Annotated in this window: 16 protein-coding genes and 1 pseudogene; 3 read left to right on the top strand and 14 right to left on the bottom strand. The window is 68.5% G+C overall.

The genetic code is table 11. The annotated features are described in order from the left end of the window. The first annotated feature begins 23 nt into the window (after positions 1–23). On the top strand, positions 24–2,222 hold the full coding sequence (locus tag ACWCXX_RS34710) for a tetratricopeptide repeat protein (protein WP_451134309.1): 2,199 nt from the start codon (positions 24–26) through the stop codon (positions 2,220–2,222). Between the two features lie 344 nt (positions 2,223–2,566). Here ACWCXX_RS34710 and ACWCXX_RS34705 read toward each other — a convergent pair whose 3' ends face one another. The 10 genes from ACWCXX_RS34705 to ACWCXX_RS34660 form a co-directional block, all read right to left on the bottom strand. Further along, positions 2,567–3,475: a hypothetical protein gene (locus ACWCXX_RS34705; protein ID WP_451134307.1), complete on the bottom strand. Its 909-nt coding sequence runs from the start codon at positions 3,473–3,475 to the stop codon at positions 2,567–2,569. A gap of 68 nt (positions 3,476–3,543) precedes the next feature. After that, positions 3,544–4,107, bottom strand: coding sequence for a hypothetical protein (locus tag ACWCXX_RS34700; RefSeq protein ID WP_451134305.1), 564 nt, complete (start codon positions 4,105–4,107; stop codon positions 3,544–3,546). Beyond that, a complete protein-coding gene (locus tag ACWCXX_RS34695; protein WP_451134303.1) occupies positions 4,104–4,703 on the bottom strand; it encodes a hypothetical protein in 600 nt (199 codons plus the stop codon). Before ACWCXX_RS34695 ends, ACWCXX_RS34700 begins: the two co-directional genes overlap by 4 nt. Then, a complete protein-coding gene (locus tag ACWCXX_RS34690) occupies positions 4,700–5,161 on the bottom strand; it encodes a nucleotidyltransferase domain-containing protein (RefSeq protein ID WP_451134301.1) in 462 nt (153 codons plus the stop codon). Before ACWCXX_RS34690 ends, ACWCXX_RS34695 begins: the two co-directional genes overlap by 4 nt. Then, the gene (locus tag ACWCXX_RS34685; RefSeq protein ID WP_451134299.1) at positions 5,158–6,057 is read right to left on the bottom strand and encodes a hypothetical protein; all 900 of its coding nucleotides are present in this window, start codon (positions 6,055–6,057) and stop codon (positions 5,158–5,160) included. Before ACWCXX_RS34685 ends, ACWCXX_RS34690 begins: the two co-directional genes overlap by 4 nt. A gap of 36 nt (positions 6,058–6,093) precedes the next feature. Beyond that, entirely contained in the window at positions 6,094–6,630 is a 537-nt protein-coding gene (locus tag ACWCXX_RS34680; protein ID WP_451134297.1) for a hypothetical protein, read from the bottom strand. A 39-nt stretch (positions 6,631–6,669) separates the two neighbouring features. Further along, positions 6,670–6,816 carry a hypothetical protein gene (locus tag ACWCXX_RS34675; RefSeq protein WP_451134295.1) on the bottom strand — a complete coding sequence of 49 codons (147 nt, stop codon included), beginning with the start codon at positions 6,814–6,816 and terminating at the stop codon, positions 6,670–6,672. 813 nt (positions 6,817–7,629) lie between these two features. Continuing rightward, positions 7,630–8,166: a hypothetical protein gene (locus ACWCXX_RS34670; RefSeq protein ID WP_451134293.1), complete on the bottom strand. Its 537-nt coding sequence runs from the start codon at positions 8,164–8,166 to the stop codon at positions 7,630–7,632. Between the two features lie 208 nt (positions 8,167–8,374). After that, a complete protein-coding gene (locus ACWCXX_RS34665; RefSeq protein ID WP_451134291.1) occupies positions 8,375–8,779 on the bottom strand; it encodes a DUF6415 family natural product biosynthesis protein in 405 nt (134 codons plus the stop codon). A 38-nt stretch (positions 8,780–8,817) separates the two neighbouring features. Beyond that, positions 8,818–8,943, bottom strand: coding sequence for a hypothetical protein (locus tag ACWCXX_RS34660; RefSeq protein WP_451134289.1), 126 nt, complete (start codon positions 8,941–8,943; stop codon positions 8,818–8,820). Between the two features lie 164 nt (positions 8,944–9,107). Here ACWCXX_RS34660 and ACWCXX_RS34655 point away from each other — a divergent pair, with 164 nt between their 5' ends. Continuing rightward, a complete protein-coding gene (locus tag ACWCXX_RS34655) occupies positions 9,108–9,284 on the top strand; it encodes a hypothetical protein (RefSeq protein WP_451134287.1) in 177 nt (58 codons plus the stop codon). A gap of 202 nt (positions 9,285–9,486) precedes the next feature. Then, positions 9,487–10,251 (top strand): hypothetical protein, encoded by a 765-nt coding sequence (locus tag ACWCXX_RS34650; RefSeq protein WP_451134285.1) that lies wholly within the window; start codon positions 9,487–9,489, stop codon positions 10,249–10,251. Between the two features lie 20 nt (positions 10,252–10,271). On the opposite strand, the gene ACWCXX_RS34645 is transcribed toward ACWCXX_RS34650, so the two are convergent. The 4 genes and pseudogenes from ACWCXX_RS34645 to ACWCXX_RS34630 form a co-directional block, all read right to left on the bottom strand. Continuing rightward, a complete protein-coding gene (locus ACWCXX_RS34645) occupies positions 10,272–12,224 on the bottom strand; it encodes a DUF3732 domain-containing protein (protein ID WP_451134283.1) in 1,953 nt (650 codons plus the stop codon). A gap of 4 nt (positions 12,225–12,228) precedes the next feature. Further along, a complete protein-coding gene (locus tag ACWCXX_RS34640; RefSeq protein WP_451134281.1) occupies positions 12,229–12,714 on the bottom strand; it encodes a three component ABC system middle component in 486 nt (161 codons plus the stop codon). Between the two features lie 47 nt (positions 12,715–12,761). Next, on the bottom strand, positions 12,762–13,949 hold the full coding sequence (locus tag ACWCXX_RS34635) for an ABC-three component system protein (RefSeq protein ID WP_451134279.1): 1,188 nt from the start codon (positions 13,947–13,949) through the stop codon (positions 12,762–12,764). Positions 13,950–14,140: 191 nt separating this feature from the next. After that, a pseudogene (locus ACWCXX_RS34630) lies at positions 14,141–14,629 on the bottom strand (IS6 family transposase); the annotation flags it as partial. Between the last annotated feature and the right edge of the window lie 84 nt (positions 14,630–14,713).

The following is a 14,713-nucleotide window of genomic DNA, read 5'->3' as shown; positions in this document are numbered from 1 at the left end:
CAGGGACCACCGGCCCGGTACATGTGAGTCATACGGGGGCCGCCACCGCCAGCGAGGGCGGGCTGGCCAACACCGGATACCTGGCGATCGACAGCTTCACTCTGGTGCAGCAGGCCGCGCCGCGTACACCAGCCGCCTGGCCGCACCAAGTGGGCGTGATGCCGCCCCGCGCCTTGTCCTTTCAGCATCGGGCCGAGGTTGACCAGTTGCGGACGGCAGTCGACTGCGGAGGTACCTCGGTGCTCAGCCAGGTACTGACTGGGACCGGCGGGGTGGGCAAGACCCAGCTGGCTGCCGACTACGCCCGCACTGCCTGGGACAGCGGCGGGGTCGACGTACTGGTGTGGATCACCGCGAGTAGCCGCTCAGCGATCACGGCCGGGTACGCGCAAGCTGGCGTAGAGGTCCTTGCAGCCGACCCCAGCGACCCGGAGCAGGCCGCGCGGGCGTTCCTGGCCTGGCTGGAGCCGAAAGCCAGCCAGAAACCGTGCCGGTGGCTGGTCGTACTGGACGACGTCGCGGAGCCGGCCGATATACGCGGCTGGTGGCCGCCCGCCAGCCCGCGCGGCCGTGTCCTGGTCACCACGCGCCGCCGCGAGGCCGCCCTGGCCGGAGCGAGCCGGCGCCTGGTCACCGTGGGCTTGTTTACCCCCCAGGACGCCGCCGCCTACTTCACCGCCGTACTCGCCGCGCACGACCGCTACGAGCCAACCAACCAGATCAACAGCCTCGCCGCGGACCTGGGATATCTGCCCCTCGCCTTGGCCCAGGCCGCCGCCTACATCATCGACGCGGACCTGACCTGTGCTTCCTACCGAGAGCTGCTGGCCGACCGGCTGAGGAAGCTGGCCGACTTGCTGCCGGAGCCCGGCGTACTACCCGACGACCAGACCGCCACCGTCGCCGCCACCTGGTCCTTGTCCATCGAGCGCGCCAACCAGATCCGCCCGGCGGGCCTGGCCCGCCCCATGCTCCAGTTGGCCGCCCTGCTCGACCCCAACGGCATCCCCGCTACGGTCCTCACCAGTCAGCCCGCCCTCGCGCACGTCACCGAGCGTCGCACTCCCACCGGCACCGGCAGCGCCCACCAGTCGGCCCGGGTCTCGGTAGATGAGGCTGTGCGCACGCTGCGGGTCCTACACCGCCTCAGCCTGATCAACCACACCCCCGATACCCCCCATCAGGCGGTGCGCGTCCACCAGCTCACCCAGCGTGCCATCCGCGATCAGCTCCCTGCCGACCAGCACGACCAGGCAGTCCGCACCGCCGCCGACGCCCTGCTTGCAGCTTGGCCCGACATCGAACGCAATCTCGATCTCGCTCGGGTTCTGCGCGCCAACACCGACGCTCTCACCCGCCACAGCCAGCACATTCTTTGGAACTCTGAAGGCCGCCGGGTGCTCTTCCGCGCTGGGGAAAGCCTCGGCGACAGCGAGCAGTTCACCGACGCCGCCGATCACTACCAACACCTCGCCGATACCGCCAGTCAGCTCCTTGGCCCGGACCACCCCGACACCTTGAGCGCCCGAAACGAATTCGCCCATTGGCGGGGGAAGGCGGGGGATCCGGCCAGCGCCGTCAGCGCCCTCGCCGAGTTGCTGGCCGACTGCGAACGGATACTGGGCCCGGACCACTCCAAGACCCTGGACGCTCGGAGCGACCTTGCTCACTGGCGGGGAGTCGCGGGGGATGCGGCCGGGGCGGCCGCCGCCCTCGCCGAGCTACTGGAGGACATGCTGCGGGTGTTGGGACCGGACCACCCCGAGACCTTGAGAACCCGGCACGACCTCGCCAAATGGCGGGGAATCACGGGGGATGCGGCCGGGGCTGTCCGTGCCCTCGCCGAATTGCTGGCCGACCAGGAACGAGTACTGAGTCCGGATCATTCCAACATCCTGGTCACCCGGTACAGCCTCGCCCAGGGGCGGGGAGTCGCGGGGGATGAGGCTGGTGCCGCGGCCGCCTTCGCTGAACTGCTGCCGCACATGGTGCGGGTACTGGGCCCTGACCATCCTCACACCCTAAGCACCCGCCATAGCCTTGCCAACTGGCAGGGGGAGACAGGGGACGCGACGGGTGCCGCCGCCGCATTCGAGCATCTGTTGGCCGATCGGCTGCGGGTGCTGGGGCCAGGCCACCCCGACACACTCGCTACCCGCGGCTACCTCGCCTACTGGCAGGGGAAGGCGGAGGATGCTGTTGATCTGTCGACCGATTCCTGAACAAGATCACTAAGTTGAATCAGCGTAATAGTGTGCAGGTCAGCGCAAGATCCAAGCGCGGATCACCCTCAGCAGTCTGCCGCTCCGACCAGCCGGAACACCGGTTCCGCCACTCCGTGCAATGTTGCATCAGATGCAGTTCATCCCGTTTCACCCTGGTCACCAAGCTCCAGCAGCCCGTCTGCTCCACCCAGTCCCGTTCGATGTCCTCGCCCGAGCAGTCGAAATCACCCACCATTCTCCGGGGCGCCGCGAGCGTGCGGTTCGAGTTCTCGCAGCTCAGAAGCAGTCGGGACGACCATAGCGTGCGCAACAGATGTGGTGCACGGAACCTGACGGAAGATTCACTCGGCGGGATGCTGACCGGGTTCGGGCCGCCCATTCAGACGCTGGCGGATTTCCTGCCGCTCGGCTTCCTCGCGGGCGAGCGCCTGCCGATGGACGTCGGGGTCGCGGTGGGCCTCGATGGCCTCGCGCACGATCGCGGCCAGGATGTCGGGCGGCAGTGCCTCGGCCTGGGTGGTGGTCGTGCCGGAGAACGAGCGCCGGTCGGTCGCCTTCGGCGGGGCGGTCGGCAGGTTATAGGTGACGATCTGCTCGGGGGTGACCGCGACCCTCTCGAACTCCACCTCAGCACCTGCGGCCTCGGCGAACGCGATCACGTCCTCGGCCAGCGAGCTGAACATGTGGACGCCGCTCTGGTCGTAGTCGCCCAGGTGCAAAATCCTGGTTCTGCGGCCTCCGGAGATCGCCCGGACGGCTGCGTCGTGCTTGCCAGCCAGGCCGTCGAACCCACCGCCGGAGAAGCAGGAGATGCCGAACTCCTCGCCGATACGTACCAGTTGAGGGACCATGCCGGCCGTCTCGCACCACAGCTCCAGCCGGACGGGCTGGCCGGCTTGACGGTCGACCCGGTAGTCGTCGACCGCCGCCGCCACGGCCGTCCAGAAGTTTTCGGGGCCGGTGAAGGAGGGCGGGGCGTCCACGGCGATCTGGGTGTCGTCGCGGATCACGTCCCAGGGGATTCGTCCGGAGCGGCGGGCCATGCCGACGTACTCACACATCCGCTTGTAGTCGCGCTCGGTCTTCTCCAGCACGCCGTCGCTCAGGAGCACGTAGAAGAGCTGGCGAAGCGAGACGGGCAGGTGGTCGCGGTAGCGGTCGAGGACGGCGTCGACCGCGATCAGCACCCGGAGTGTCTCCCGCTTGGGCCGCCAGTGCGGCTGCGGCCCGCGGGGGCGCTTGTTCGGCATTGTGGCCTCCTGCATTCAAGAGTCCGCCATGGCGTCCTTTCGCTCAAGAGTGGTGGTGACCTGGGGTTTCATCCGGGAGGTGGGGGTGTGTCACGTCCTCGGTTGAGCTGGGCCATCAGCTCGCGGTTGGCCGCGCGGGCGGCGGCGAGGTCGTCGCCCTGATCCTGGAGCTTGAGCTCCAGGTCGACGACTTGCTGTTCGAGGGTGGTGATCCGGGCCTGGAGCTGTTCGGTGTCGTCGGGCCCGCCGATGCCGGACTCGCGCCAGACCTGCTCGCCCAGAACCTCGCTGAGACGGCCTTCGAGGCGCCGGACCTGGGCGGCGAGGCGGGCGGTGCGGGCGTCGGCCGCCGCCAGGTCGGCCTGCAACGAGGCCCGGCTGACTGCCGGCCCCCGGCCGCCGGGGACCGTGGGCGGCTCGGCAGCCTGGGCGTGGATCTGGCCGAGCAGGTCGCGGTGGCGGTAGAGGAAGGTGCGGTCGACGCCCGCGCGGCGAGCGATGGCCGCGACGCTGATCTCCAAGCTGTCCTTCGCGGCCTCGGCTAGGGCGGCGAGGACGCGCTGGCGGCGTCGGCCGGTGTCGGCCCGGCGGCCTTCCAGCATGGCCTGGACGGCGGGGTCGGGTGGGCTCATGCGGGTCGCTCCGGTCGCAGGTCGGACAGGGGCTGGGGGATGCGCGACATGCCGAGGAAGCCCTGGCGGGTCTGGCGGACCATGGCCGCGGCCTGCTGGATCTCGGCGCGTTCGGTGTCGGTGAGCTGGTCGACCTCCTCAGTGACGCGACGGATCAGCCGTCGGACGCGGGCGATCTCCTCCTCGGACGGGGTGGCCTCGGCTCGGGCCCAGTCGTCGGCCTCGGTCATCGACCGCAGCCGCTCCCGCTGCCGCAGCAGACCGTCGAGGTAGGCGCTGAGCTCGGGGAGGTAGGAGATGTCGGTGGAGTAGTGGTCGCAGCCCATGCAACGGAACCGCAGGGGGCAGGAGCCGCCGCCGGCCGCGACGTTGGACGGCTCGGAGCAGGTGCCGAAGGGAACCTGGACCGAGCCGATCGCCAGGCGGATGCGTTCGGCGTCCAGCAAGGTGGTGACCGCTCCCCAGACACGCTGTCCGTGGCGGTCGAACTGCATGGCGGTGACCTTGTCGACGGCCTCGCGCAGACGGACTTCCTTGACCCGTAATGGTGGAGTCGGGTATTGGAACTGCCCGAATGTCTCTGACGGGATGGTCATGATCGGCATGTCTGGATCAGAGCGGCAAGGACTCCTGCCGGATCGTGCAGAGGGCGGGCGCCGTCGGTGACGACGCGACGTGTGCCAGGGTCGAGGGGGTCCGTCTGTGCCCACTCCGGGGAGCCGATGCCGATCTCAACTTCCAGACCTGAGGCCGTGGCATAGCGTCGTTCGGTGATGGGCCCCCACGATTGCGTTCGGACAAGCTCGCCGAGAGCGAGCTCGTTGGCCCAGATGTTGTTGAAGTACTGAGCCTGGTCTGTCGTGAGCAGGACGATGTCGATATCGGAGTCAGGCCGCGCGGCATCGCGGGCGAATGAGCCGACAAGTAGCAGGCCGACGATGTCCTGACGGTTGGCGGCCCAGCGTGTGATGCGGTTGATGATCTCCTGCGCTTCGGCGACTCGTTCCTGGGAGATCTCGGGTTGGTTCGCGGATTGTTCGGCGTGGTGTGTCATGTGGGCTCCTGGGTTTTTGGACGGCGACTGATCTCTGCTGCGTAGGCGGCCCAGTCTCCGGCAGCGGCTCGCTGCCATTTGACGGCGACGGTGATGTCGATGCCGAGGGTGCGGGCGAGGACCGCGGCGGGCAGCTCGGTGGCGAGCTGGAACAGTGCGGTCGAGCGGGCTTCCGCGAGCCGGATGCCGAGTTTGCGGAGGCGTTCGCCCATGGCCCAGGCACTGATCGGCCGGCCGGGCTGGCCTCCGGGGAAGAGCCAGGGCGACTCTGTCCGGCCGAGGACGGCATGGCTGCGGCGGACCGCGACCTGCTGTCGGGCCAGGTCAGCGATGGGTGCGGGAAGCTCGACCGGAACGGCGCCGAGGCGGATGCGAACGGCTCCGTCCGTCTCCTCGATGTGGCCGACGGTGAGCCGGGAGATTGCTGCGGGCCACTGGGCATAGAGGAGCAACAGCAGTCCGGCCAGGCGGTCTTCAGGCTTGAGAGTGTCGTCGTGCAGCAGGCGACGGGCGGTGTCCCAGCGGGCCTCGTCGTCCATCGCCTGGGAGGGGCCGTTCCATCGCTCGGCAGGGAAGCTGAGATCGCGGGCGATCTTCCGGGAAAGGGCCCAGCGCACGAAGTGTCCTGCCTCCCGGCGATGCCGGACATCGGCGCTGGTCATCCAGCGTTCAAGGTCGTCCTGGCGGCAGGTTGAAAGGGTCAGATTCCGCTCCTCGAGCCAGTCCAGGAGATGAACGGCCGCCCGCAGATGTTGCCGTGCGCCCGCGAGCTGGTAGTGCGTGATCTCCTTGCCGCGGCTGCGTCGGCGAAGCCGACGCAGGAGATGCCACGTTGCGTACTGGTGCAGCATTTTCCGGCCCTCGGCCGTCGCATGGGAGTCGACGAGGTCCTTCACGTGCCGTTCGAGACGGGCCAGAGGAAGAACCCCAGCTCACACGATCAGACGCAGCGTCCTACGACACGTCGAAGCGCCGGGGAGAACCACCATGAGCAGACAGGCTTCGCGATGCTCGTGGGCGACGCGGCCGCGGACGACGTCGGCGTAGGACTGGGAGCTGAAGCCGCGGACCACGAGGACGGGGATGCCCGCGAACTCGAGCCAGCCGGTCAGCCGCTGTCGGAGGGTGTCCTTCTCGGCGGCGATGTACAGGGCCCGTTTCTGGCCCGTGGTGCGGTCCAGGCGGAACCAGGTGGGCATCTCGGTGACGAACGTGTCCGCGTCCGGCCAGGCCGGCGGGACGTGAACCTCGCGGACGGTGTCGATCAGGTCGGGGAAGTGGTCCTCCCGGCGGGCCTGGGCCAGCTGCGCGGACAGCCGCCGGTACATCGGCGGCGTGTGCGGCAGCACTCCCTCGGCGGCGAGCCGGTACATCACCTGCCGCAGTGTGACCTTGAGCGGTGCGTACCCGTCCACGATCTGCCGCGCCCGGTGCACCACGGCTGTCCACCGGATCCGTTCACGAGCCATACCGGTACATGTACCCCTTCGGCGTCGTCACCGCGCGGGCTACCAGTGGCGCAGGCCCTCGACGAGTTCGCGGTGCCACTCGGTGCGGCGCGGCACGTACGTGTCGGGTGCCGGTCCGAGCGCGACGGCCTGGTCTGTGATCCCGTAGGTGACCCGGTAGGCCAGGACCTGGGTGGCGTGGTCCATCCACTTCTCCGTTCTGTGTGCCGGGGGCACGGGGCCGAGCACGGTCACGAACCACATGGGCAGCAGGGCGCGGTCGCGGATCGCATCGGCCAGGCGGGTACGCAGCAGCCAGTTCAGTTTCCGTTCCGCCTTGTCGCCCTGGTCGATCAGCGAGGCCTTCGCCTGCCGCAGGGTGTCGTCCTGGGCCAGTGCGGCCCGGGCGGCCTGGGCGGGGCCAGCCAGGTTCTGGGCCCGCTGGTCGTTCTTCTCGGCAAGGGGGGTGGGACATGCCGAAGTCCCAGACGGCCTGTTTGAACTCGCGGGACGTGCGCGGCTGAGTGGCCAGGACGCCGGCGGCCTCCACCACCTTGTCGCGGTGTTCGTCGCGTTCTTCGATGGCGCCTTCGTACTCGCGGACCTTGAGGCTGTGAGCCTCGCGCTGGCGTTTGGGGAGCAGGCCGGAGCGTACGTGCCAGCCGTGGCTGGCGGTCCTGGCCAGCTTCTTCCACTCCGGGTCGATGGTGTCGAGGTCGGCGCGTGGGGCGCCGCCCGCGGCGAGCAGGTGGGCTTCGAGGGCCTGGATGCGGCCGGTCAGCCGTTTGAGGGCCTGCTCGGTGTCCTGGATGTGGTCGCGTACGTCGCCGTCGAGCTCGGTGAGGTCGTTGCGGACGGTGCCGAGGTCGTCCTCGAGGCTGCGGATGTCGCCGCGGATGTCGCGCAGCTCGTAGTCGAGGTCTTCGACCTCCCCCAGCTTCGAACGCAGCGAGTGCAGTTCGTGCTCCATCCCGCTGGTCTGGTTCTCCAGACGGCGGACCTGGTGGCCGTAGTCGTCGCTCACCGCTGCGCCCTTTTCTCTTCCGTGTCCGTCGAGGACCCGGCGACCAGCAGCCAGCCGATGGCTGCGGCGATGATGAACCACCGGCTGATCACGCTCAGGCTGATGAGGGCCATCAGGAGAGCGACCACGTGCAGTGCGATGGCTCCGAAGCGGCGGTCGCGGTGCTGTTCGGCATCGACCTTCTGGAAGCAGCCAGCCACCGTTGCCGCGAAGTGCGGGACGAGCAGGACCAGCCACCAGGCCGAGCGGTCGAGGACGAACACGAGCGCGATCAGCACGGCGCCGACGGCTGCCTGGGCGCGCCAGGACCACGTCACGATGCGCTCACTGCGTCTGCGCTCGGGTTCGGCCAGGAGCCCGGGGATCGTCTCCTCGAACTCCACCAGCTCGGTGACAGTGTTCACCAGCCGGGCGTACTCCGCCGCGAACCGGTCGTCGTCGACGTCGTGTTTCAGGACCTCGGCGTGGCTGGCGCCGACCTTCTGCTGAAGCCGTGTGAACTGCTGCTCGACATCCTGCTCGGTGCTGTCCACCGAACCACCTCCACCCGCGATGCGACGGCACACCGACCGGGCACTTCCCCGCTGGCGGCCACCGCCGGCCGTCAAACCGGTCGACCGTACCCGCAGCGGTCCGGGGCCCGCTGGGTAATCGCGTGCAGTGGCCGAAACCTTGCCGATCAAGACCGTGCACCGCTGCCTCGCCGGGGACTTCACGTGGGCGGCAGATACGGAGCGCGGGTCAGCCGACGGGCGGTGCAGCCCTTCCCGGGGCGGGCGCGGCCTCCAGCCGGTCCAGCCGCTCGTAGAGGGCCCGGACGAGGCGGGCGCGGTTCTGGGCGCAGTGGGCGGTGCCTTTGGGTGGTACGGACAGGCGTCGGTCGGCTTCCTGGAGGACGATTTCGGCGAGGGCGCCGCGGCCGTCGTTTTTGGGCAGGGCGGCGGCGTGGCGGCGGACGTCGGCGGCCACGGCGCGGGCGTGTCCGGTGAGCTGGAGGGCGAGTTGTTCGTAGTCGTGGGGTTCGTGGTCGGGGTCCTTCCATGCGAGGACGGCGGTGACGAGTGCTTCGTACGGGGCGCGGTCCAGGGGGAGTTCGGCTTCGAGCAGGCCGTCGGGATCGTGGAGCACGAGGTGCCTGTCGCTCACCGGTGCCCCACCCCGTCGCCCTGGCCCTGGTCGTGGTCCTAGTCGTGGTCGTGGTTCTGGTCGTGGTCGCCGGGGCCGGTGTTCGGGGTGGCTAAGCCTGTGGTGGTGAGGAAGCGGGCGTAGCCGTGGCCGGACGGGGTCTGGGTGTGGTGGGTGTCGGGCATGGGCCTGTCTACTCCAGGGGCGGGTGGTCGGCGTCTTGTTCCAGACAACCGCGCGGGCCGGGGTGGGGTGCATAGCGAAGTTGCGGTTTCTGCTTGCCGCCGCCCTAGCGACTTGACTGTTCGTTGACCTTCGGCGGGGTGGGGTGGGGCTCTACCGTGAGGAGATGGCACGTGCACAAAACGAGGCGCTCGTCGCCTGGATGGAGCGCGAGGGGTGGTCGGCGCCGGCGCTCGCGAAGGAACTGGACACCATCGTGCGGCAGTTGACGCGGAGGTCCGGGGCGGGGCGTGGGCTGTCGGAGATCACAGTGCACAAGTGGCGGTCGGGTGAGACGTCCTAGCCGCAGGAGAAGTACCGGATCGCGCTGGAGGAGGTCAGCGGGCTGGTCGTGGCGGCCTTAGGGTTCGCTCCTTCCGATCGTCGCAAGAAGAAGTCCGCGCCCGTGGAGGATTCTGTGCACCGCCGTTCCTTCCTTGCGCTGACGGCCGGCTCGGCGGGTGCTGCGGTTCTCGGCCCGTCGGCGGGGGTCGGCGGGGGGTGATGTGCTGCGGCTGCGGCAGCAGCTCGACGCTCTCATGGCGCTGGACGACTCCCGGGGCGGCCACGACACCCTGGAGCGGGCCGCGCTCGCCGGCGCCCGGGAGGCCGTCGCGCTCCAGGGGAAGCCGGCCCCCCAGCGTACCCGGCAGCGGCTCTTCTCCCTCGCGGCCGACTACACCGCGACCGCGGCCTGGTCGTGCGTGGACGCCCGTCGAAGCGCCCGTGCCCGGCCGCTGCACGAACGGGCCCTGCATCTGGCCGGGCTGGCGCAGGATCCGGTCGCGACGATGCGTGTGTGGAACTCGGTGGCGATCCTGGCCCACCAGCGCGGTGCCCATGCCGAGGCGCTCGCGGCCGGGCAGGCCGCCCAGGCCACGGCCGTCACCCGCCGCGACCCGCTGTTCGCCAGCCTCGCGCACGCGCGGATCGCCATCGCCCACGCCCACCCCGGCGACCACCAGTCAGCCCTGCGCTCCCTCGACCATGCCGAGAAGGCGCTCTCCAAGGCCGACCCGGCCCGCCCGCGGCCGAGCTGGGCCGCGTTCTACGGCCGGGCCGAGCTCCACGCCATCACCTCGATCGTCCACGACCGACTCGGCAACTCCCCCGCCGCCGAGGCCGCCTCCCACCATGCGCTCACCGCCCTGCATACAGTCCCCACGCGATGGAGTCATTTCGGTACCCACTCGCCATGCGCACTCGGGGGATGCCGTGCCAGCAGTGGTCCTCTCTGCCTGGACTGGGGTCGGGGAGTTGTCTTTCGCTGACCGCTGCCTGGGTCTTGATGTCAGTGGGCAGCTTCGTCGATCCAGGTCTGCGGAATCAGTTTGCGTCCGCCTCTCCAGTTGTGGCGGACGGAGTCCTGGAACCACGACTCGTCGAGGTTGGCGTGGTCGGAGACGATGATCTGCAGGTCGGGTGCGAGTTCGTGGACCACGTCGTAAAGCAGCCGGAACAGCCGCGTCACAGCGGCGCGGTCGGTGTCGTCCTCCAGTGCTCCGGATACCTGGTCGACTTCCGAGCGGTACCAGACCTGGGTGGGCTGGTCGAGCATGAGGATGCGTGGGACGGGCCGGTGCTGGCGGGTGAAGTAACGGTGCAGGGCTAGGTGGGCAATGACGTGGTAGCCGATCCAGTTCTCGCCGCTGCCGATGCGGAAGAGAGGGGCCGGCCCTTGCTCGGTGTCAGTGACGACGGTCAGGCGGCTGAGGTCGAGGCGTACGTTCTGACCGCTGTGCTCAAGCTGGAGCCTGTCGGCCCAGTCCGTCATGTCCTGGCTGATGGCGACGAGACGCGAAGTGAGCTGTTCGCGTTCCTCGTTGGGGTCGAGTTCCGCTGTCAGGGCCGCGACTCGGGCCTGAGCGGTGGCCAGGAGGCTGCTCAGCCGGGCTACCTCGGTGTCGGTGCTGGAGGGCAGGGCTGCGAGGCTGGCGTGGATGCGGCCGCGCATGAAGTCGTGCCGGGAGGTGTCGGAGAGCCGTTCGGCGGCGGCGAAGGAGGAGACGAGGGACTGCAGAGCTCTGTCGGTGGTTCGGATCTGGGCGCGCAGTGCGTCAGCTTGCTCGTCGAGTTTGGTGAGGGCTGCTCGTCTGGCCGGTCGAGCGGCTTCGACGTCTGCAAGCTGGATGGTCAGGCGGGCCAGGCTTTCGTGGAGCTCGGCCGCAGTCGGGTCTGGCTCGTGCAGGGGCGATCCGCACAGTGCGCAGGTGGTGGATGTGTGGCCGTCTGTGGCTGGCGGTACGTCGAGGAGGTTCAGGCTGGCGAGGCGTGCGGTCTGGGTTTGGACGGCGCCGGTGTAGTCGGTCGCGGTGGTGTCCTGCTGCAGAAGCGTCTCGCGGTCTGTCGTGATAGCTCTCAGGCGGGTGCGCAGTTCGTCGAGCTGGGCCTCGAGAGCATTTCTGCGGGTGGCTGTCTCGGGGTCGGCTTGGGCTGGCACCGATCCGGCGTTGACGGCTTGGTACAGGAGGGACAGTGCCGTGTCGCGGTCTGGCTGCTGTTCGGGGTTGACCATGCCGAGCGTGAACGCTTCACGCCACAGCGAGGCGAGGCCTGCTTCGGCCGTCTGGGAGGCTTGAAGGGCTTGCTGGTGGGTGGTGTCCGCGGCCCGTACGTCGCGTCTGGCGGCTGCGAGCTGGGCCCGTTTGAGGGCCTGGTCTCGAGGGACGGCGCCGAGAAAGTACGGAATGGTGTCCTTGAGGGTCTGAGCCATGAACTGCTCGCCCTGGCGGTGAAAGAGGAAGGCGGGGTCGGCGATCTCGCTCTGGCGTTGCAGGCAGAGCAGGGCTGCGTGGCCGATGTGGGCTTCCACGGCCTGCCGACTCGACCCGGCTGGTGGTTCGTGAAGGTTCTCCTCAATGCCGATACGTCGCCCGAGTTGCTCGCGGACGGCGTTGGTGTCGGCGTTCACCTCCAGCTCGCCGTATTCGAGCGGCTCGAGGTCCGCTCCGAAGACAATCATGGCCTGCTGGGTCGAGGCTTTGCCGGGCTTGGGGGCGGGACGGCCGACGAACACGCGGCCAGCCTCCAATTGGAAGATAGCTGCGTACCAGGAGACGGTGCTTGTGATGGGGCCGACTGGCATCTGCAGGGTGTCTCGGCCCAGGCAGGACTCGACGATCTCGAGCAGAGCGCTCTTGCCTGTCTTCGACTCGCCCGTCACGACGTTCAGGGCGCCTGGTGTGAAGTCCAGGACCTGACGATTGCCTGACTTGCTGTACAGAATGATCGCGAGCAGTTGCACGGGCTCAGGGTGCCACGCCCAGGACCGCAAAGACAGTTGCGGGGCTTTCCGCTTTGGCTAGCCAGCGGCCGGTCAGACTGGCTCTTCGCAGGATCTGGTCGAGTTCGGCGGGGGGCTTGAAGCCGCGTGGCCTGCGGAATGTGGATCTCACACGCCCTTGGGATTCGAGGGCGAGGGCGTCGTGAGCGAGGCCGAATCGCGTGCCTTCCTTGACGGCTCCCGCCAGGGCCTGGGCTCGGGCGGGAAAGCCGGCCCTGATGACCGGATGTTGGCCGGCCCAGGCCGCCAGGTGAGTTCGCGTCGAGGCCGGTAGTGCCTGTCGCGTGGGGCGGTGCAGCACCATGGGGGCCACGATGAATCCCAGGGCCCAGGGCATGCCCTGGTCGCTCTCCTTGTCGTAGCCCTGGGCGGCCGTGGCCAGGACCACCGAGATGAGGGCAGGGTTGAGCATCGCGGCGGAGATCGGGTGGCGGTCAGCCCAGACGGTCATGCGAGTCCTTGCTGGTGTACGGCCGGTCGGTTAAAGGCAGAGCGCCGTTATGCGTTCACCTTGAGGATTTCGGCGATACGCGTCTCGAAGTCGGGGTGCCAGCCGACTTTACCCAGCTCAGCAAGCATGTGCCGCTGTCCACGAGCGAAGAACGGGTCGTTGAAGCGTGAGCGCACGCACAGACCTGTCTGCCCAAGCAGCTGACGCAGCAGCGTCTTTCCTGCGGATTTCTTCTCGTCGTCCCCAGCGTCTTCGCCGAGGGAGTCGAGCATCCACTCGAACTCGCGGTCCCATTCGTCGACGAGTTCGTTCTCGAAGCGGGTCAGCTCGGCTGCCCCGATGAGGTCCTCTTCGAGCCAGCGCACCGAGTGGGTGTAGGCACGGTAGTAGTCGACGATGGCCTTTTGCAGGTTGCGGGGTGGGAAGGCGACCCAGTGCATCTGCTGCACGAACGGGTGCATGCGGTACTTCTGCTCCAGCTCGCCGGCGTTGACGTCCCCGAGTTCGAGGAGGGTGGGGAGGTTGTCGCGGGTGAACTGGTCTCTGATGTCGGCGATCGCAGCCTGAGCGTCACCGACGTCGACGCGGCGCTGGGCCCCCCGCAGCAGAGCGAGTGCTGTCTCGTCCCACCAGCGCCAGACCTTGGCCAGGAACAGGTCTTCGTGTCCGGGCGGCAGCGCCCAGTGCAGTTGTTGCTTGACCTGGGCTGCGATGTCCTGGATGTGAGGTGATTGGTCGATCACCCGGATCCTGGAGACAAACGTCAGGCGTTCCGAGCTGGCAAGGCCGAGGAACTGCTGCCGAGCAGTCTGCGTCAGCTGCGACTTCGAGGCGCGCGCGACCTGTTCGAGAAGCCTGAGCGCCACTTTCTCGTTGCGGGTGGAGGAGCGCAGCGCCGCGACGGCGGTGTCGTCAGCGGCGGTCTCGGTGGTGACGAGAGCGAGAGCGGGGCCGCCTGCGTCCGCCGGGGAGGCTTCGTCCATCCACACCTTCAGCGTCCGCCAGACGTCCGTGGCGGAGTCGGTCAGCGCCCTGTGTTCCCCCATGTGGTGCTTGACCTGGAGAAGTTCTGAGGGTGTCCCCTTCTCCTCCCACGCCACGTCGTCGTAGAGCTCCAGACTCAGTGCCGCGTCCGGTCTGCCGGCACCACTCTGCAGGAGTTCGACCAGCGCCCACCAGGTCTGATGCTGATAGCCAATGGCGTTCGGAGCAGCGCCGTGCGAACCCTTTCCCATGACGTGCAGTCTCCCCCTACCTGATCACGACGTCCAGACGCCACACCAACCCAAATATCGAACTCTAGTCTGATTCTGTCTTCGGTGCTTCCTGCACGTCAATCTCGCGGAAGGGCGCTGTCACGTTGTTGAGTATGTCGGTGCCTGACGGCGCGTTGGGGCATGGTGGGGCTTGCGGTCTGGTCCTGGGGTCAGGCCGTGGTGAGCCGGCCGGCAGCGCCGGTGATCTGGTCCCAGATCGCGAAGCGGACGGTCATCTCGGCCCGGTGGTCGGAGGCTGTCATCAGGTGGCGGTGAGGGCGGAAGTGGGGCGAGATGCCGCTGAACGCGGACAGGAACCGCTGGGCCCCGCCTACGGAACGGAATCCCTTCATCGCGCGTTCACGCTGCCGCGTGGGCTGATGACTGTTCTCCGCCCGGTTGTTCAGGCCCTTGTGGAAACGGTGTTCCACCGAGGGCATGACCTCGCGGTGCGCCGCGCCGTAGGAACGGAGCTTGTCGGTGACGACCCCCCACAGCACCGTACGGGTCTTCTTCATCAGGCGGCGGAAGAAGCGCCCTGCCGCGGCCTTGTCCCGGCGGCTCTGCAGGAGGATGCCGAGCACGTTGCCGTCGGCGTCGACGGCCCGCCACACATACTTCCGCTCTCCGTTGATCTTGATGAAGACCTCGTCCAGGTGCTTCCCAATGCTGATGTCAAGCCGCCGCTGTCACTGGGGGTGTGACCTGGTAGCACCGTCGGTCACGAATCAGGGCCCACAGGA

It is taken from the genome of Streptomyces sp. NPDC001732 (assembly GCF_053596315.1).
This window is presented reverse-complemented; position numbering and strand designations above follow the sequence as displayed.